We start from the raw sequence: 16,506 nt of genomic DNA, 5'->3' as shown, positions 1-16,506 counted from the left end.
CGATATCGGAGACCGCAGATATCCCGTATGTCAAAACGAAAAAGCAGGGGCAGCCCGGAATTGCGGTAACAAGCGCGTCATGCAGTCGAATGATTCCACCCAGACAGGCCCGGATGTTCCCTGCTCCACAACCACAGCCTTGCCGGGACCGCCGTCCGGACGCAGCACGGTTACCAAACGGCCATTCTTCCGCAACTGCGATACGATCGCCTCCGGAATGGACGCTACGGCACCTTCAATCAGAATCAGATCCCATGGCGCATGATCCGGGCATCCAGCCTCCAGCTTCCCTGAAAGCAGATTGACCACCGGGGCATGGCGCCCAAGCGCAGTCTGGGCCACGGCACGCAACGTGTCGTCTTCTTCCAGCGCCACCACGGAAACATCACAGGACGCCAGAATGGCGGTGCCGTAACCAGTACCCGCCCCGATCACCAGACAACGTTCCTGCGCCACGGGAGCCGCCAGTTGCAGCAGGCGGGCCGTGATCAGCGGTTTCAGCATCACCCGGTCATCGGAGAGAGGAATGTCGTCATCAATATAGGCGAACTCGGCCAGATGCCTGGGCAAAAAATGCTCCCGCGGCAGATGGCGCATGGCCGTCAGAATACGGGGATCGGTCACCCGGTTCGGACGTATCTGCCCATCCACCATCACCGCCCTGGCATCTGTCGGAGGGGGCTGAAACTCCATCGGAGCGGCGGAATAAACAGGGGCTGCGCTATCCATGGTGACGATCCGTGACCGTTATTGCATCCTCATGATAGCTGCCCGAACGTAGAAGCGCCATGGCCTGCATGTCACACCTCTGGAATGGTTTCATATCATGATACATCCGGTTTTGCAGAAACCCCTCTTGACCATGCCAGGAGCACAGGACATAAGCCAGCCCCTGCCCTGAATACTTGATGGTCCGGTGGCAGAGTGGTGATGCAGCGGACTGCAAATCCGTGAATGTGGGTTCGATTCCCGCCCGGACCTCCACCCCGCTCAGGCGGGGGTGATTATTCCATATGATATTTTTACTGTTCCAGCGTTATCCGCTCAGCCTATCACCCGTACGCAATCAGGTGCCATAGCAACATGAGCCAGAATTTCCCCTCTCCTCCTCCCGGACTGCGCCTGGCGGTTATTCCGGTAACCCCCTTCGAGCAGAACTGCACATTGCTCTGGGATGAGGAAACGAACCGGGGTGTCGTGATTGATCCAGGTGGAGACGTAGCCTCCATCATGGCGGCCATCGACCATCATGGCGTTCTGGTCGAAGGTATCTGGCTGACGCACGGACATCTCGATCACGCAGGCGGCGTTGAGGAGCTGAAAACAGCTCTTCAGGACCGTTCAGGTCTGGCTGTGCCGGTTTCCGGACCGGATCGGCGTGATCAGTTCCTGATGGATGATATCGCCCGCCAATCCGCCGCCTACGGGATTCCGGGCATGAAAAATGCCACGTCCGACCGCTGGCTGGAGGAAGGGGACACTCTCTCCATCGGCAGGCATGTGTTTCAGGTTCTGCACTGCCCCGGCCATACACCGGGCCATATCGTTCTGATTCATCCTGCGCATTTCGCCATTGTTGGCGACGTCCTGTTTCAGGGTTCTGTCGGGCGCACCGACTTTCCCTATGGCAACACTGATGAGCTTCTGAACTCCATCCACACGAAACTACTTCCGTTAGGAGATGAGGTGGCCTTTCTCTGTGGCCATGGACCCGGCTCGACATTCGGTGCAGAGCGGAAAAGCAATCCTTTTCTGCAATAAGCATTCCGCCAAACGCTTACTATCCCCTGCACAGATGACAACCGGACCACTTCCCTCATGTCGCCTATTGCACTGCTGCTGATCCAAAGCCTGATCATTGTGGCCGGGCCAGTCCTGATATGGCACGGCCTGAAACTGCAACGCATTGTACCACTGGCGGTGTTACAGATCCTGTCCGGTATCGCCCTCGGCCCCAGCCTGTTCGGACGTTTTTTTCCTCACGCCTCTGCCTGGCTGTTCAACAGCACCAGCCTTGGCGCACTTAGTGGTCTGGCGGCAATCGCCGTACTTCTGTTCGGTTTCGTGGCCGGACTACATCTCACCCCCGGCAGCATGCGCGACAACAGTTCACGCGGCCAGTCAGGATTGCTGATCAGACTGATCGCAGGCAGCATTCTGGTTCCAACCCTGCTGGGGGGCATTGCCGGGCTGGCATGCGGGTTTTCCTTTCCGCTGGCTGCCGCCACAGGAATTTCCGCCGGCGTAACCGCCCTGCCGGTTCTGGCGGCAATCCTGCGGGAAAATGGCCTCTCCTCCTCTCGCCTCGGTCAAAGCGCACTGAGGATTGCCGCCGCCAATGATGCCGGATTATGGATTCTGCTCGCATTGTTACTTGCAGCCGGAAGCGATCACCGGTTTCTGCTGATCCTGCTGGTCGGTCCGATCTGGTTTCTCGGGCTGTCGAAACTGATACGCCGCGCTTCTCCATGGCTGCTGGGGCATGAAGACCGCCTTATGGCCGTGGCCGGAACCTATGCGCTGGCTTCAGGATTGCTGACCGAATGGCTGGGGCTACAATATATTCTCGGTGCTTTTATGGCAGGTGCGACGATGCCCGTCGCGCTGCGGGAAGATCTGCTGGTCCGACTGGAGTCCACCTGCATCACTCTGCTGATGCCGTTTTTCTTCATGCTGACAGGGCTTCGTACCTCCATCGACCCGCATGCCACCGAATTCTGGATCGTGCTGACGGTAGCCGTGCTGTCTGCCGTCATCGGAAAAATGGCAGGCGTCACCGTGATGGGACGTATCGGCGGAGAGTCCTGGCGCTTTGGTCTGGCCCTCGGGGCGCTGCTCCAGACCAAGGGGCTGATGGAGGTCATCGTCGTCAACATGCTGCGCACCGCACATCTGATCGATGATGACGCTTTCTCCGCCCTGATTGTCATGGCACTGATCTGCACCGCCATCGCCATGCCGTTGGCAAAGGGAGTGCTGCGCGACCGGTCAATTATGGTTGAAGCTGCCAGCTTCCTCCAGCGTCATCGGTCTTGAAACCGGGTGTTTCGCGAAGAAATCCACCGAGCGCCTGATATCCTCGATCAGCAGGGTCGCCAGATCAAAGCCGACCCCATGCCGTACCAGAATACGCTGGATCACCAGATCGTCACGATTGGCGGGCATGGAATAAGCTGGCACCTGCCAGCCGCGGCTGCGTAGCCGATCCGCCAGATCATAGAGCGTGTAGCCACCGATGCCGGTCCCGTCCTTTAACGTCCAGCACAGGGCCGGAATGCCGGTAGACGGGTCTCCATCATACAGGATGTGGAACGGGCCCATCTGGGCGATCTGCTTCGCCAGATATTGCGCGGTGACGTAACAGGCAGACTGGATTTTCGTGTATCCTTCCCGCCCCAGCCGGAGGAAATTATAATACTGGGAGACAACCTGCCCGCCCGGTCGGGAAAAATTCAGCGCAAAGCTCGGCATATCTCCACCGAGATAATTGACGTTGAAAACCAGTTCTTCCGGCAAATCTGCGGCTTCCCGCCAGATGATCCAGCCGACGCCTAGCGGGGCAAGACCGAATTTATGTCCGGATGTGTTGATCGACTTCACACGGGGTAATTGGAAATCCCAGACAAGGTCCGAGGCGCAAAAAGGAGCCAGGAAACCACCACTCGCGCCGTCCACATGAATGGGGATGTCGAGGCCAGTTTCCGCCTGCAATCGATCCAGTGCATCGCTGATCTCTCTGACCGGTTCATACTGACAGGTAAAAGTCACACCCAGAGTGGGGACCACGCCGATGGTATTTTCATCGACTCGCTTCAGTACTTCTTCCACATTCATCAATAAGCGGTCGCCCACGAGCGGAATTTCGCGCAGCTCGACATCGAAATAGCGGGCGAATTTATGCCAGCAAATCTGCACCGGGCCGCAAATGAGGTTGGGCCGATCTGCAGGAAGCCCCGCCGCCTGCCGTGCCTTGCGCCAACGCCATTTCAACGCCAGACCGCCCAGCATCGCGGCTTCTGACGAACCGACCGTCGAGCATCCCATCGTGCCACGCGGATCAGGCGCATGCCACAAATCAGCCAGCATCGCGACACACCGGTTCTCAATCTCGGCGGTCTGTGGGTATTCATCCTTGTCGATCATGTTCTTGTCGATCGACAGGTTCATCAACTCATGGATTTCGTCATCCACCCAGGTTTGGCAGAACGTGGCCAAATTCTGCCGCGAATTGCCATCCAGCATCAGTTCGTCACGGATCGACGCGAAAACATGACGCGGTGCATGCTCTTGCTGCGGAAATGCATATTTGGGCAACGCCACTGCCAGGTCACCGGATGCATACACATCGTCGAGCAGTTCGCTACGCATATTGTTTTCAGGACTATCCGCTTGCAAAACCCTGCTCCCCTCGCTGGTGAAGATAAAGGATGGCCTGACCCTAACGCATCCCGGGACCGGCTTGCGATGGAGCATAGTCTGAAAACGGCAAGTCATATAATTACATGGCGCGCCACACCGGCATGAACAGCTTGGCGGCGAAGGACGGCGGCTACCCTCTCGGCAGCCGCCGCGCGACATTTACTTGGTCGTATAGCCACCATTGACGAGGATGGTCTGGCCAGTCATCCACCAGCCGTCGGAGACGAGGAAGCGGATATAGGGGACGATGTCCTCGATGTCGGTCAGGCCGGTCTTCGAGAAAGCGGAGAGCGCCGCCGCGGTCTTGTGATAGGCCTGCGCATCGGCGCTTTCCTGACCATAGAAGAACGGGGTGTCCATTGGACCGGGTCCGATGGCCATCACCGAAATCCCGCGCTCGCCGAACTCCTTCGAGGCTGCGCGCGTGAAATGTTCGACCGGCGCCTTGGTGCCGGCATAGCTCGCATAGAAGGGCGTGAAGGCCCCGAGCAGCGAGGTGACCAGCGTTACGAGCTTGCCGTTGTCGTTGAGGTGCTTGCCGGCCTCCTTGATGAAGAAGAAGGCGCTTTTGGCGTTCACCGCGCTCATCTCGTCATATTCGGCTTCGGAAATCTCGACGATCGGCTTCTTCAAGACCTTGCCGACCGTGTTGATGGCGATATCAGGCCTGCCGATGGCGGCGACGGCATCGTTAAACAGGGTCTCGACCGCGCCCGCCGTCCTCAGGTCGGCCTGGATGGCGACGGCTTCGGCTCCGGCGGCCTTGAGCGCAGCCACCGTCGCGTCGGCATCGGCTTTCGTGGCCGCGCTGTTGTAGTGGATGGCGATGGCTTTCGCGCCTTGAGCGGCCAGATCGCGGGCAATCAGCCCACCCAGGTTTTTTGCTCCGCCGGCGATGATGACGGTTTTACCCTTGATGCTGTGATCGGTCATGGGGTGGTTTCCTTTGCCAGTACGCAGCCAAAACAACGACCGCTTTCCCAATGGGACCATATCGTCTGGTATTGGACGATAAAGACGATCATTTTGACATGACTTGTCAGAATTTCAGCATAATGGAGGCTCTCCTACCTGTGGATCGAATCGACCTGTTTCGTATTTTCAGCCGCGTGGTTGAATGTGCGAGTTTCACTCGTGCGGCGGATACACTCGGCATGCCTCGCTCCTCCGTCTCGGCGGCAGTCCAGGAACTGGAAGGGCGTGTCGGCGCCCGGCTGCTACATCGCACCACCCGCAAGGTCGCTCCGACCCAGGACGGGGCAGCCTTCTACCAACGGTGTCAGCGAGTGATCGCGGATGTCGAGGACACGGAAAATCTGTTCCGACAGATGGCGGCGCAACCCTCAGGCAGGCTGCGCATCGATGTGCCCGGTCGGATCGGTCGCCTCATCATCGCGCCGGCGCTTCCGGAATTTCTCGATCTCTACCCACAGATCAATATTGACCTCGGGGTTACCGATCGTGCGGTGAACCTGGTGGAAGACAGTCTGGATTGTGTGCTCCGGGTCGGTCCCTTGAGCGATTCGGGTCTGATCGCCCGCCCAATTGGCAGATTGGCGCTGATCAATGTTGCAAGCCCTGCTTATCTGGCACGACATGGAATGCCACAGGCGCTGGACGATCTCGGGCAGCATTGGGCTGTCAACTATGCATCCCCCTCCAGTGGCCGCGTTGAAGATTGGGAATGGATGGAAGACGGCACCCTGCACACCTTACCCATGCGCGGGCGCGTCACCGTGAACAGCGCGGAAGCCTATATCGCGTGCTGTCTGGCCGGCCTCGGCCTGATCCAGATTCCGGCTTACGACGTGCGAAGCCATCTCGATACTGGCGAACTGATCGAGATCATGCCGGAATATCGCGCCGACCCCATGCCAATGACATTACTCTATCCGCACAGGCAGCATCTCTCTCGCCGCTTACAGATTTTTGCTGACTGGCTTGAGGATCTGCTCAAGCGTTATCTGCTCGAACGGTAGGTTCGTAACGTGAAAGCTTATCAATGGTGACGCGTTCGTGCAGCGATTGAGGAAAATCGGTGGTCAAATAGTTCTCCAAGAACGGCAAAATGAGCCAAGTTGGCGCGCCCTGCTGGATTCGAACCAGCGACCCCTCGCTTAGAAGGCGAGTGCTCTATCCAACTGAGCTAAGGGCGCGCAGACGCAGCGGGAACGGGATGCCCGCGGACACTCAATGAGTCCAGTTATAAATTCGCCCGAACCTGAAATTATCCGAATACTGCTTTGGCCTGACCTTGCGGCCATGCGCGGTTTCAATCTCATAGTCGATGCCATTGGCATCGGCATAGGCAATCGCCGCATCGCGTGTGGGAAAGCGCAGACGCACCTGAGTCTGGGTTTCGGCGCCCCCAATCCAGCCCATCAGGGCATCGGGGGTGCGCTTCTGCTCAGCGGTGTAGACCAGCATCCACACATGGCTCCGGGCACGGCCGGACTGCATGGCGGATTTCGGAGTCTGATAGATACGCGCGCGCATTGGCGTCGATTCCTCATTCCCAGTGCCATGATCCAGAATCGGGGCGGCGGGACTCGAACCCACGACCTCCTGTACCCAAAACAGGCGCGCTACCAGGCTGCGCCACGCCCCGCTGATTCCATGGCCGTCATGAACATGTCCGGTCGGGGCGGACCGTATTGTCAGCCGCGCAATAACGCAAGGCTTATAGCATCACATGGCTGCAGATACTGTCCAACTGACCAGATCATCCGGCGTGTCGATGTCGATCAAACAGGCTCCATCCTCCATGGAAAGGCGGCAGAGCCTATGCTGCCAGCGATCCAGCAGAGAGGCTGCCCCCCGGTCACCGCTCAAGCGACTTAAATCTCTGTAAAATCTGGCACCCCACAGAACCGGATTACCACGTTGTCCTTCCCACACCGGTGCCACGATCGGGGCATGGATAGGATCGAATGCCGCCATCAGCCGGTCCATCACCCTATGCGACACGAAAGGCATATCGCCAAGACAGACCAGAACTGCATCCGCCGTTTCCTCAATGGCCGCTATTCCAGCCCGCAAACTGGCAGACAGACCCTGCGCGTAATCGGCTGCCACCATGATTGTCAGATCGCGGGTCGCCAAAGCGGACCGTATTTCCTCCGCATGATCACCCAGCACAACGACGACCTCCGAAGCCCGGCTTTGCAGCGCCTGATCGACGACATGAGTAATCATGGCTCTGCCATCCGGTCCGGGCTGTAACAGTTTATGCCGACCGCCCATCCTTCGCGATAAACCAGCCGCCAGAATGACCACAGCAATCCGGGGTGTAACGGCGGAAGAGATCTGCATGGGATGATAGTCTTCCGGAGTCATCTCATCCAGATCAGGGATGGACGAGGCTGTCCCCACCAGACCACCGACACCCATCGCCATTATATGCTCCGGGCCAGTTCCGAGACCGGCAAAAATCCGATGCAGGATATGATCCACCCCGTTCAGATCCAGCTTGCGGGCGCAACCAGGCATGATCACCACCGGCATCGACCCGATCCGGCACAGGCACAGCAGATTACCGGGATCAACCGGCATTCCGAAATGCACCACCTCCCCGCCCGCCAAAACCACGGCAGCAGGGGCGACATCCTCACGATCCACCACCGCCGAAGCACCAGCCACGAGCAGCACATCCACCGCTTCATCAGTCAACAATTCTACAGCCCGGGCTATCTCCGTTTCTTCATGCGGCACTTGCACGGGCGGCAGCAGGCATCCGCCGAGGCTTTCAATCCTGTGTCTGGTTGCGGTCTCTACCAGACTGTAAAATGTCTGCGGCGTGCCGGGCATCGTCGTGATAATCAGACCGACCCTGAGCATCCGGAACGGATGGAGTTGTAAGGGCAGCCTGCCTTGCAGAAGGATTTCCGCCTGCCGCAAGGCAGCGTCCGGTACAGCAAAGGGGATGATCTTGATGGTGGCTGCAATATCCCGCGGTCGCAGCACATGCCGCTCGGGCACAGTCGCAACGGTCATACCTGGATGCAGGCGGTTGAGCCGATCGATCACAATCGGTTCAATATCGATCAGGCCATAGGCGGTTGCACGCAGATTGACGCGTCCGGTTGCTGCCCTGCCTGCTTTCAGACCGTTCCCTTCCAGCAGGATACCAATGCGGCGAGCGGCCTCATTCTCTGGAATATCGCCAACCTCCAGTCGCGCGCAGACAATCTCTGACACCCCATGGCGGCACAGCAGAGCAATGTGATCCGACGTCAGTACGGTGCCTTTCCGAAGTACCGCATCCGGCAAACGATGCGTATGTGCCAGGACCGCACCGGTTGCCTCCAGCGGAGGAAAACGTCCGAATTTCATGCCGCATCCTGCCGTATCGCAAGCGCAGCCCCATGACGGACAGCCGAAATTTCAGCCAGAATAGAGAGGGCAATGTCCGTAGCGCGCCGTCCACCCAATTGCAGTCCGGCAGGTCCACGAACCCTGCCCAGTGCGGACTCATTCACGCCTTCATCCCGCAATCGCGCCAATCGTGCCGAGTGGGTACGGGCCGATCCCAAAGCGCCGATATAAAATGCCTGCGTCCGTAAAGCCGCCAGCAGCGCGGGATCATCAAGTTTGGGATCATGGCTCAGAACGATCACGGCCGTTCGAGCATCAGGTTTCATCGCGACGATCGCTTCATCCGGCCATGCCACACACAGATTGGCATCCGGAAACCGTTCTGCTGTCAGCAAGGCCGGTCGCGGATCGATCACCGTGCAGGCGAAACCGATTTTTGTCGCCAGTCCCGTCAGTATCTGTGCGACATGGACCGCCCCCACCGTCAGAAGACGCGCCGGAGGATGAAATGATTGCGTAAACTCCTGCTCCGTCAGCACGACGGATGGTCCGGCCTGCCCGTCCACCGGGAGAAGCTTCCATGTTCCTGTTGCCAGCGATCGGATCAAGGAAATCCCCTCCTCTCCCGGTTCACATGCAGCACGAATGGCATACAGCAGAGGAACATGCTCCTGCTGTATAGGCTCCACCAGAATGCGGACCTTGCCGCCGCAGGCCAGCCCGACTTCCCAGGCCCTCTCCTGCGTAACGCCATACTCAACCATACGCAGACGACCCGTGCTGAATGTCGTCATGGCCTCATCCACCACCGCAGCCTCAACGCAGCCACCGCTGACAGAGCCTGCAATACGGCCGTCATCCGCCACAGCCATCAAACTGCCCGGTGGTCTGGGTGAGCTGCCCCAGCTTTGCATCACCGTAGCCAATGCCACTGAAGCACCCTCTTCCTGCCATGCAACCGCCGTTCTGATGACGTGAAGATCGTCCGCGTTATTCATCCGCCCTCTTTCCGCAATGGGCTGTTTCCTTAATCAGAGATGGGCCTGTCCGCAGCGGGCCGCAATATCCGTCCCCTGATCGTCGGAATGAGGATTACTGGGCCAAGGACATTGGCGCGAAACGTCTGACAGAATAGAACCGTCTCAGATCATGCCGTTATCGGAGAACCCGGATCGTGAAGCGTCGTTTCCTGCTGAGTGTGCTGGCTGCCAGCCCGCTGATTATTTTTGCTCCTCAGGCCCATGCTCTGGATGATACAAAGCCACAGCCGGAGATGAAGCGGGAGCCTCTCATTGTGCATACCCATGATGGCCGGTCCGTGCCCTTTAAAGTCGAGGTTGCTCACACGGTGGATCAGCAGACCATCGGTCTGATGTGGCGTACATCAGTCCCGGCCGATGGCGGCATGCTGTTCGACTGGAACGCGCCGCGAAACAGCCAGATGTGGATGCGCAATACGCTGGTTCCTCTCGATATGGTGTTCATCAACGAGGATGGCACGATCCACGCCATTGCCGAGAACACGGTTCCGCGCAGTCTCTCAGTGATCGACAGCAACGGCCCGGTCCGTGCGACGCTGGAACTGGCCGCCGGCACGACCGAGAAAAACGACATCCGTGTCGGCGACAGGATCACCACTCCAGCCATTGCCTCCATGGCCGAAGCTGCCTCTGTTCCCGCCCGTGCTCCTGCGAAAAAGCCGGACTGAAACCCGGTTTATATAGAATGAAAGATCGCCGTATCCACGTCAGGGAAGATGAGTCGGGCGCACACTATTACGCGACCGACCGCATGCCTCCCTCCCTGCCGCCGGTTCCGGTGCGCGATCTGGCGAATGCCTGGGACGCGGCACGGGATGCGGCAGCCGCTCAGCATTGGGGACCTCCCCGGTTTTTCCGCTTTGCCGGGACGGATGACAGACCAGTGGAAATGGCCCTGACCGATGGGGATGCCCGCTGCTGGGCCTCGGCAATCGACGCAACCACCGGGCTGGACACCACACGGGGTATTTCCCTGCTGATCCGCCTGCTCGCCTTGATCGACCTGATGAGCCGTGCGCCGGCCCTGCGGCCCTATTTCTCGATTCAAAAAGGTGAGGTCAGCCTGCATCCTGCCTTGCTGCATCTGGCTGCTACCGAGATATTGACCGACACGGCCGGATTTGATGCCCCCCTGTTCCAGTCGAGGCTGGCGGCATTACCCAGCGCTCTGGCTTCCTCCCTGTAATCGGGAGAGTTTGGCCGAGACAGCAGCCATGACCCGGTTTACAACGCCGCTGCAGCGGTCATACGTCCGCGTCAGGGAAACAGGAGACGAACACATGACCGCAACGCCGTCAGGGCTGAAACGCCTGCTTCTGGTTGCTACAGGCGGGCTGATGATCAGCGGTTGCGCCGCGAGGATGGATGCCAGGCAGACCCAGGTGGCCGCTGCCTGTGCCAAACAGGCCGATGAAATCTTTACCGCCCAGAATCCTGACGCGGTCTACAGTGCCGATCGTTATCATGGCGGCGTCATGGATGCCCCCTATGCCGGGATCGGGGCACCCGGCGTCATTACCTCCGGCCTGTCCGACAGCTACGGTCATAATCGGAACGTCATCAACTGCATCCGTCGCAATGGCGGCAGTGGTCAGCAGCCGGTTGGCAGCCTTCTGCCCAGCACCAACATGCAGTCCAACTCCATGTAAGCCGCCGTGATCAGGGACGTGGCACATCCACACCTGACCGCGCGACGTTCAGCTTGATCAAGGAAATATCATCATGAGCAAAATCATCCGCACGGAGCCGAACAGCATTCTCTCCGCCGCTGTCGAGTATCACGGTTTCGTTTATCTTCAGGGCGTTGTCGCGGAAGACAGCACTCAGGACATTACAGGCCAGACCCATCAGGTTCTGGACCGGATCGACGCCCTGCTGGAACAGCACGGCACCGACGCCACCAGGCTGCTTCAGGCGCAGGTGTGGCTGAAAAACCTCGCTGACCGTCCCGGCTTCAATGCCGTGTGGGAAGAATGGATTGCCGGGCATGGTGGTCACCCCCCGGTACGAGCCTGCGTGCAGGCCGAGTTGGTAGATCCCAAAGGTCTGGTCGAGGTGATGGTCACCGCCTGCCGGTAACGAGTCGAAAATTTACCGAAAAAGGCAGGCCTGAAATATATTTCAGGCCTGCCTTTTCGATTCAGGCGCAGTCATGTGCCCTCTCCACCCCGATAATGACCGCGAGATGGAGGATTCATGAAGAAGATCGTCATCTGACGCAATTTACGGGGTTGTCAGCGACGCAACTCTGTTGCTAACCCATTGAATAGGTAATGGGGTGAACGGGGGTAGCATATGCTGGCATGGGCAACCGGCAAGAAGGTCTTGGGTTACGGAACAGCTATTGCGCTGTCCCTTCCACTTATGACCGGCACCGCTCAGGCACGTAGCAAACATGTTGCGGGTCGACAAGCAGGGGTGTCACATAATCACCATGCATCGTTGCATATAAAACACAGTCTTCAATACGCCTCCCGTCACCGATCTTTCTCCGCCCTTCAATGCGTTCCCTATGCCCGCTCTGTCTCCGGGATTGAACTCAAGGGGAATGCCGCAAACTGGTGGGATGCCGCTGAAGGCGTGTATGCCCGAGGAAACGCCCCCGAAACCGGCAGCATCCTCAATTTCCGTGCCAACGGTCATATGCGTCTCGGCCATGTCGCCGTCGTTGAACAAGTTATTAACAGTCGTGAAGTCTTGATTGACCACGCAAACTGGCGCGGTCCCGGCGCCCGTGGCGGTGTCAGCAAAGGCATCTCCGTCGTCGACGTATCCCCGAACAATGACTGGACCTCGGTTCGTGTAGCGCTCGGTCATTCCGAAACTTATGGAAGTGTCTACCCGACCTACGGTTTTATTTACGACCGTCCTGAGGGACAGTCTGGATCAGCCACAAGGATGGCATCAGCCTCCGTTCCCGACCTGAATCCGCCCCCGCGTAATCTGGCTCCTGCCGGTGGTCGTGTTGCAGCGGTGGTCGGGGGTTCTGACCAGCCAGTCTATCAGGAGGTTGCTCAAGCTCCTTCGTCTTCCCGCAAGCGGGGCATTGATCTCTCCGTTGGCAAACAGATAACGGCCGATCAGACGACAGGTTCAATGAATTTCGGTGCCGACCTGGCCACAGATTCGATCAACCATAATCTGCGTTAAACTATTTCCGGCGACCTCATAAACTGGCATCGCTGTCACTCTAATCGCCGTCACTCTATATGCTGTTTTTGAAACGGGTCTCGTATGCTTCAAAACGAGGCCCTTTTTGCTGGCATGCCGACATGCCAGAAACCATGACATGAAACTGTTTCTTGTCCTGCGCCATCATAGGCTGGCGTGCCTGTGGGGTGGCCTTTCGTTCTCAGCGATTGGCGACCAGCTCTACCTCGTTGCTCTCTCCTGGGCGGCTGTGCAAGCATTTGGGGCCAATGCAGGATATCTGACCGCCTTTCAGGGATTTTGTATTCTATTGGCCGCTTTTTTTGTCGGCCCCTGGGCGGACCGAAAGCCACAGTTCCGGGTGATGATCGGGGCCGATCTGATTCGCATGGTTTCTCTTGCTGCGCTGATCGGCGCATGGCTCATCAAGGGCGGTGTTTCAGCGCCATTTCTGCTTCAAGCCATTCTTCTGATTGCATTGGGACAGGCGCTGTTCAGGCCGGCCCTTCAGGTTGTCCTGCCGCAACTGGTGCCAGATCAGAGCGAGTTGCCAGCCGCCAATGCCCTGATGGACATGACAGACCGTGTTGCCAGATTGCTCGGACCGGTCATGATCAGCATGCTGGCGGGCTTTCTGCCACTGGTGCATTTTTTTACTGCCGATGCCATCACCTTTGCCATTTCAGCCATCGCAGTCTGGCTGACCGGTCGCAATCAGGTTCGTCAGGATGCCGCACCAACCCGCCACATACCGACGCCATGGCATGCCATTACTGCCAATCGCGGACATCCTTTGCTCTGGTATTCCTTCCTTATCGGCCCGGCAATCTGCGGTGCATGGTATGCGATTGTCTATCTGGCCCTGCCGCTGCTGATTACCCGGTTGCAGCCAGGAGCCACCGGCCTGTCATCCTATGGCGCAGTGATTGCCGCCTACGGTGTCGGCAACGTGCTGGGCATGATGATCGTGGGCAACCGTCCCCTCCCCGCCCTCCCCGCCTGCATGATGTTCGGAGGCACGGCATTGGTTGGAGCCGGTCTGGCCTGCATGACATTGGTGGCTTTACTGGCACCTCCTCACTGGATAGCACCAGGCCTTATGATCTGTGCCGCCATCGCCGGTACGGGAGGGCCATTCGAGGATATTCCCATTGCCATCCTGCGTCAGACCGTGCTGAACGCTCATGACGTTCCCGCTTCGGCCCGTGGCTTTCTGATTAGCTATAATGGCGGCATGCTGGCCGGGTTGGCGATTGCGCCCTCTATGCTCGCTCTGACAGGGCCAATCGGATTGATCGCCGGTGGCGGGTTAAGCATCGTCGCCATCGGCATGGCCGGCATTGTGCTCTATTCGCACACACCGGCCAGACAACCGGATCAGCTTCTGCAATGCTCGAACACGAGCACCGAACGCCCCGTCACCTGATACTGATCGCCCACCCGGAACAACGCCCCGCCATCATCATCAGGGATATTCGTGTCGATCAGGAGTCTCCATTCCTCTCCGCCGGGACAATCCGGCAGCGTAAAGGAAACAACATCCTGCCATCCATTCAGGATGATCAACAGGCTGGCATCCTGACCCGGCTCTTTCACCCCGGTCGGCTGGGCACGACCATCCAGCAGCATGGAGAAGGTACGGGTATTCCCGTCCTCCCATTCCTCCTGCGTCATGTCCTGACCGCTCGCGGATATCCAGCGCAACCCTGTGATCCCGGATTCATCACTCTGGTTTTCACCGGGAAATCGCGCTCGCCACAAAATGGGGTGCTGTTGACGTAACGCGATCAGTTTCTGCGTAAACCGGATCAGGGAATGCCCCTTCTCCTGAATATCCCAGTCAACCCAGCTGATCTCGTTATCCTGACAGTAGGCATTGTTATTGCCCTGTTGGGTGCGCCCGAATTCATCTCCTGCCAATATCATCGGGGTGCCGAGCGACAATAGCAGCGTACCCAACATGTTTCTGATCTGGCGCTGGCGTAAGGTTTCAATGTCCTGATCGTCAGTCGGCCCTTCGGCACCGCAATTCCATGAGCGATCGTGATCGCTACCATCGCGGTTATCCTCGCCATTCGCCTCGTTATGCTTGTCGTTATAGCTGACGAGATCATTGAGGGTGAAACCGTCATGGGCCGTCACGAAATTCACGCTGGCCCATGGCTTGCGACCACGATGATCGAACTTGTCAGGGGACCCTAACAGTCTGGGTGCCAGCGCGGCGGCACTTGCCTCACCCCTCCAGAAATCGCGCGTCGTATCACGGAACTGGTCGTTCCACTCCGCCCAACCGGGTGGGAAACCGCCCACCTGATATCCGCCCGGTCCGCAATCCCATGGCTCGGCGATCAGTTTCACACCCGCCAGAACAGGATCCTGCCCCACGGCGCGCAGGAAGCCGCTCTCGGTATCAAAGCCATCCGGCTCCCGCGCCAGAATCGTGCCCAGATCGAAGCGGAAACCATCGACATGCATCTCCGTCACCCAATAACGGAGGCTGTCCGTCACCATCTGAATAACACGCGGATGGGACAGATTGAGCGTGTTCCCGGTGCCGGTATCATTGATGTAAAATCGCTTCTGATCAGGCAGAAGACGATAGTAGGTCGCGTTGTCGATCCCCTTGAAAGACAGGGTCGCACCTTTTTCATTACCCTCGGCCGTGTGGTTGTAGACAACATCCAGAATGACCTCGAGTCCGGCATCGTGGAAGCGGGCTACCATTTCCTTGAATTCAGCCAGCACACGGTTGCGGTCGGCCGCGTAAAGCGGGTCCGGCGCAAAAAAACCGATCGTGTTGTAGCCCCAGAAATTCGTCAGCCCTTTTTCCAGCAGATGGCTGTCACGCACAAAGCTGTGAACGGGCAGCAACTCCACACTCGTCACCCCCAGAGCGCGGATATGATCCAGCACCGGCTTACTGGCCAACCCGGCGTAGGTTCCACGTAAATGCTCTGGAACCTCCGGATGACGCATGGTGTAACCGCGCACATGGGTTTCATAGGTGATCGTGCGGCCCCACGGAATGCCGGGGCGAATCTCCTGCCCATGCCAGTCGAAATTTTGGTCTACCACCACGCATTTCGGCATGAACGCCGCGCTGTCACGCTCGTCGAAAGACAGATCCTCCTGTTCCGAGCCGATCGTATAGCCGAAACAGGCCGGGTTCCAGTTCAGCTCTCCGATATGCACCCGCGCATAGGGATCGAGCAAAAGCTTATGAGGGTTGAAGCGATGCCCGGCTTCCGGCTCATAGGGGCCATGGACGCGGAAACCATAAACCGTGCCAGGGCCCAGGCCGGAGACATAGCCATGGAAAATTTCATCCGTATATTCAGGCAGGGTGATACGCTCTTTTTCCTGCGTGCCGCTTTCATCGAACAGGCACAGCTCCACCTTGGTGGCATGGGCGGAGAATAACGCGACATTGATACCTTCTCCGTCCCAGATCGCTCCGCGTGGATGGGGAAGGCCTTCACGAAGCCGACGCGAAACGATAGATGCCATGATAGAATATTCCCTGCTAAACTTAAAAATCCTGCGATCCACAATTCTGGCCCGCGCATTGAAACGACCGCATGGC

At 58.3% G+C, this 16,506-nt stretch carries 16 protein-coding genes and 3 tRNA genes; 10 read left to right on the top strand and 9 right to left on the bottom strand.

The annotated features are described in order from the left end of the window. Positions 1 to 30: 30 nt before the first annotated feature. The gene (locus GBCGDNIH1_RS17155; protein WP_011631638.1) at positions 31 to 729 is read right to left on the bottom strand and encodes a protein-L-isoaspartate O-methyltransferase family protein; all 699 of its coding nucleotides are present in this window, start codon (positions 727 to 729) and stop codon (positions 31 to 33) included. Positions 730 to 910: 181 nt separating this feature from the next. Here GBCGDNIH1_RS17155 and GBCGDNIH1_RS17150 point away from each other — a divergent pair. The 3 genes from GBCGDNIH1_RS17150 to GBCGDNIH1_RS17140 all read left to right on the top strand — a co-directional run bounded on the left by GBCGDNIH1_RS17150 (position 911) and on the right by GBCGDNIH1_RS17140 (position 3,036). Further along, positions 911 to 984 (top strand) — tRNA-Cys (locus GBCGDNIH1_RS17150). A gap of 99 nt (positions 985 to 1,083) precedes the next feature. After that, on the top strand, positions 1,084 to 1,761 hold the full coding sequence (locus tag GBCGDNIH1_RS17145; protein WP_011631637.1) for an MBL fold metallo-hydrolase: 678 nt from the start codon (positions 1,084 to 1,086) through the stop codon (positions 1,759 to 1,761). A gap of 57 nt (positions 1,762 to 1,818) precedes the next feature. Beyond that, complete coding sequence (locus GBCGDNIH1_RS17140; RefSeq protein WP_011631636.1) at positions 1,819 to 3,036, top strand: cation:proton antiporter; 1,218 nt, start codon at positions 1,819 to 1,821, stop codon at positions 3,034 to 3,036. Here GBCGDNIH1_RS17140 and GBCGDNIH1_RS17135 read toward each other — a convergent pair. Continuing rightward, the gene (locus tag GBCGDNIH1_RS17135) at positions 2,989 to 4,368 is read right to left on the bottom strand and encodes a glutamate decarboxylase (RefSeq protein WP_043452764.1); all 1,380 of its coding nucleotides are present in this window, start codon (positions 4,366 to 4,368) and stop codon (positions 2,989 to 2,991) included. The two genes, GBCGDNIH1_RS17140 and GBCGDNIH1_RS17135, sit on opposite strands and share 48 nt — an antisense overlap. Before the next feature lie 210 nt (positions 4,369 to 4,578). Beyond that, positions 4,579 to 5,352 carry an SDR family oxidoreductase gene (locus GBCGDNIH1_RS17130; protein WP_025319121.1) on the bottom strand — a complete coding sequence of 258 codons (774 nt, stop codon included), beginning with the start codon at positions 5,350 to 5,352 and terminating at the stop codon, positions 4,579 to 4,581. A gap of 140 nt (positions 5,353 to 5,492) precedes the next feature. Between GBCGDNIH1_RS17130 and GBCGDNIH1_RS17125 the strand changes: the two genes are divergently transcribed. Beyond that, on the top strand, positions 5,493 to 6,398 hold the full coding sequence (locus GBCGDNIH1_RS17125; RefSeq protein ID WP_025319122.1) for a LysR family transcriptional regulator: 906 nt from the start codon (positions 5,493 to 5,495) through the stop codon (positions 6,396 to 6,398). Between the two features lie 100 nt (positions 6,399 to 6,498). Here the strand turns inward: GBCGDNIH1_RS17125 and GBCGDNIH1_RS17120 are convergent. The 5 genes from GBCGDNIH1_RS17120 to GBCGDNIH1_RS17100 all read right to left on the bottom strand — a co-directional run bounded on the left by GBCGDNIH1_RS17120 (position 6,499) and on the right by GBCGDNIH1_RS17100 (position 9,731). Then, a tRNA-Arg gene (locus GBCGDNIH1_RS17120) sits at positions 6,499 to 6,575 on the bottom strand. A gap of 34 nt (positions 6,576 to 6,609) precedes the next feature. After that, positions 6,610 to 6,915: an ETC complex I subunit gene (locus tag GBCGDNIH1_RS17115; RefSeq protein WP_011631633.1), complete on the bottom strand. Its 306-nt coding sequence runs from the start codon at positions 6,913 to 6,915 to the stop codon at positions 6,610 to 6,612. 38 nt (positions 6,916 to 6,953) lie between these two features. Further along, a tRNA-Pro gene (locus tag GBCGDNIH1_RS17110) sits at positions 6,954 to 7,027 on the bottom strand. Between the two features lie 80 nt (positions 7,028 to 7,107). Further along, entirely contained in the window at positions 7,108 to 8,751 is a 1,644-nt protein-coding gene (locus tag GBCGDNIH1_RS17105) for an NTP transferase domain-containing protein (protein ID WP_011631632.1), read from the bottom strand. Next, positions 8,748 to 9,731 carry an XdhC family protein gene (locus tag GBCGDNIH1_RS17100; RefSeq protein ID WP_011631631.1) on the bottom strand — a complete coding sequence of 328 codons (984 nt, stop codon included), beginning with the start codon at positions 9,729 to 9,731 and terminating at the stop codon, positions 8,748 to 8,750. Before GBCGDNIH1_RS17100 ends, GBCGDNIH1_RS17105 begins: the two co-directional genes overlap by 4 nt. 176 nt (positions 9,732 to 9,907) lie before the next feature. On the opposite strand from GBCGDNIH1_RS17100, the gene GBCGDNIH1_RS17095 reads away from it, so the two are divergent. The 6 genes from GBCGDNIH1_RS17095 (at position 9,908) to GBCGDNIH1_RS17070 (ending at position 14,349) form a co-directional block, all read left to right on the top strand. After that, positions 9,908 to 10,441 carry a DUF192 domain-containing protein gene (locus GBCGDNIH1_RS17095; protein ID WP_011631630.1) on the top strand — a complete coding sequence of 178 codons (534 nt, stop codon included), beginning with the start codon at positions 9,908 to 9,910 and terminating at the stop codon, positions 10,439 to 10,441. A gap of 17 nt (positions 10,442 to 10,458) precedes the next feature. Next, on the top strand, positions 10,459 to 10,959 hold the full coding sequence (locus GBCGDNIH1_RS17090) for a hypothetical protein (protein WP_011631629.1): 501 nt from the start codon (positions 10,459 to 10,461) through the stop codon (positions 10,957 to 10,959). A 94-nt stretch (positions 10,960 to 11,053) separates the two neighbouring features. Beyond that, complete coding sequence (locus GBCGDNIH1_RS17085; protein WP_011631628.1) at positions 11,054 to 11,422, top strand: hypothetical protein; 369 nt, start codon at positions 11,054 to 11,056, stop codon at positions 11,420 to 11,422. A gap of 73 nt (positions 11,423 to 11,495) precedes the next feature. Further along, complete coding sequence (locus GBCGDNIH1_RS17080; RefSeq protein WP_011631627.1) at positions 11,496 to 11,852, top strand: RidA family protein; 357 nt, start codon at positions 11,496 to 11,498, stop codon at positions 11,850 to 11,852. A 216-nt stretch (positions 11,853 to 12,068) separates the two neighbouring features. Beyond that, a complete protein-coding gene (locus tag GBCGDNIH1_RS17075; protein WP_011631626.1) occupies positions 12,069 to 12,923 on the top strand; it encodes a CHAP domain-containing protein in 855 nt (284 codons plus the stop codon). A 139-nt stretch (positions 12,924 to 13,062) separates the two neighbouring features. Next, positions 13,063 to 14,349 carry an MFS transporter gene (locus GBCGDNIH1_RS17070; RefSeq protein WP_043452761.1) on the top strand — a complete coding sequence of 429 codons (1,287 nt, stop codon included), beginning with the start codon at positions 13,063 to 13,065 and terminating at the stop codon, positions 14,347 to 14,349. Here the strand turns inward: GBCGDNIH1_RS17070 and glgX are convergent. Beyond that, positions 14,301 to 16,430, bottom strand: a complete 2,130-nt coding sequence (glgX, locus tag GBCGDNIH1_RS17065) for a glycogen debranching protein GlgX (RefSeq protein WP_011631624.1) — start codon at positions 16,428 to 16,430, stop codon at positions 14,301 to 14,303. The two genes, GBCGDNIH1_RS17070 and glgX, sit on opposite strands and share 49 nt — an antisense overlap. Positions 16,431 to 16,506 lie beyond the last annotated feature (76 nt).

This window comes from Granulibacter bethesdensis CGDNIH1, from assembly GCF_000014285.2.
GTDB lineage: Bacteria > Pseudomonadota > Alphaproteobacteria > Acetobacterales > Acetobacteraceae > Granulibacter > Granulibacter bethesdensis.
The sequence above is the reverse complement of the archived record's forward strand: the minus strand, read 5'-3'. Positions and strand labels throughout refer to the sequence as shown.

Bases quoted from the DNA above. Each gene is read 5' to 3' on its own strand.
- GBCGDNIH1_RS17085 (WP_011631628.1), top strand. From the start codon at position 11,054: ATGACCGCAACGCCGTCAGGGCTGAAACGCCTGCTTCTGGTTGCTACA.
- GBCGDNIH1_RS17130 (WP_025319121.1), bottom strand. From the start codon at position 5,352: ATGACCGATCACAGCATCAAGGGTAAAACCGTCATCATCGCCGGCGGA.
- GBCGDNIH1_RS17100 (WP_011631631.1), bottom strand. From the start codon at position 9,731: ATGAATAACGCGGACGATCTTCACGTCATCAGAACGGCGGTTGCATGG.
- GBCGDNIH1_RS17070 (WP_043452761.1), top strand. From the start codon at position 13,063: ATGAAACTGTTTCTTGTCCTGCGCCATCATAGGCTGGCGTGCCTGTGG.
- GBCGDNIH1_RS17145 (WP_011631637.1), top strand. From the start codon at position 1,084: ATGAGCCAGAATTTCCCCTCTCCTCCTCCCGGACTGCGCCTGGCGGTT.
- GBCGDNIH1_RS17140 (WP_011631636.1), top strand. From the start codon at position 1,819: ATGTCGCCTATTGCACTGCTGCTGATCCAAAGCCTGATCATTGTGGCC.
- GBCGDNIH1_RS17080 (WP_011631627.1), top strand. From the start codon at position 11,496: ATGAGCAAAATCATCCGCACGGAGCCGAACAGCATTCTCTCCGCCGCT.
- GBCGDNIH1_RS17135 (WP_043452764.1), bottom strand. From the start codon at position 4,368: ATGCGTAGCGAACTGCTCGACGATGTGTATGCATCCGGTGACCTGGCA.
- GBCGDNIH1_RS17105 (WP_011631632.1), bottom strand. From the start codon at position 8,751: ATGAAATTCGGACGTTTTCCTCCGCTGGAGGCAACCGGTGCGGTCCTG.
- glgX (WP_011631624.1), bottom strand. From the start codon at position 16,430: ATGGCATCTATCGTTTCGCGTCGGCTTCGTGAAGGCCTTCCCCATCCA.
- GBCGDNIH1_RS17155 (WP_011631638.1), bottom strand. From the start codon at position 729: ATGGATAGCGCAGCCCCTGTTTATTCCGCCGCTCCGATGGAGTTTCAG.
- GBCGDNIH1_RS17115 (WP_011631633.1), bottom strand. From the start codon at position 6,915: ATGCGCGCGCGTATCTATCAGACTCCGAAATCCGCCATGCAGTCCGGC.
- GBCGDNIH1_RS17075 (WP_011631626.1), top strand. From the start codon at position 12,069: ATGCTGGCATGGGCAACCGGCAAGAAGGTCTTGGGTTACGGAACAGCT.
- GBCGDNIH1_RS17090 (WP_011631629.1), top strand. From the start codon at position 10,459: ATGAAAGATCGCCGTATCCACGTCAGGGAAGATGAGTCGGGCGCACAC.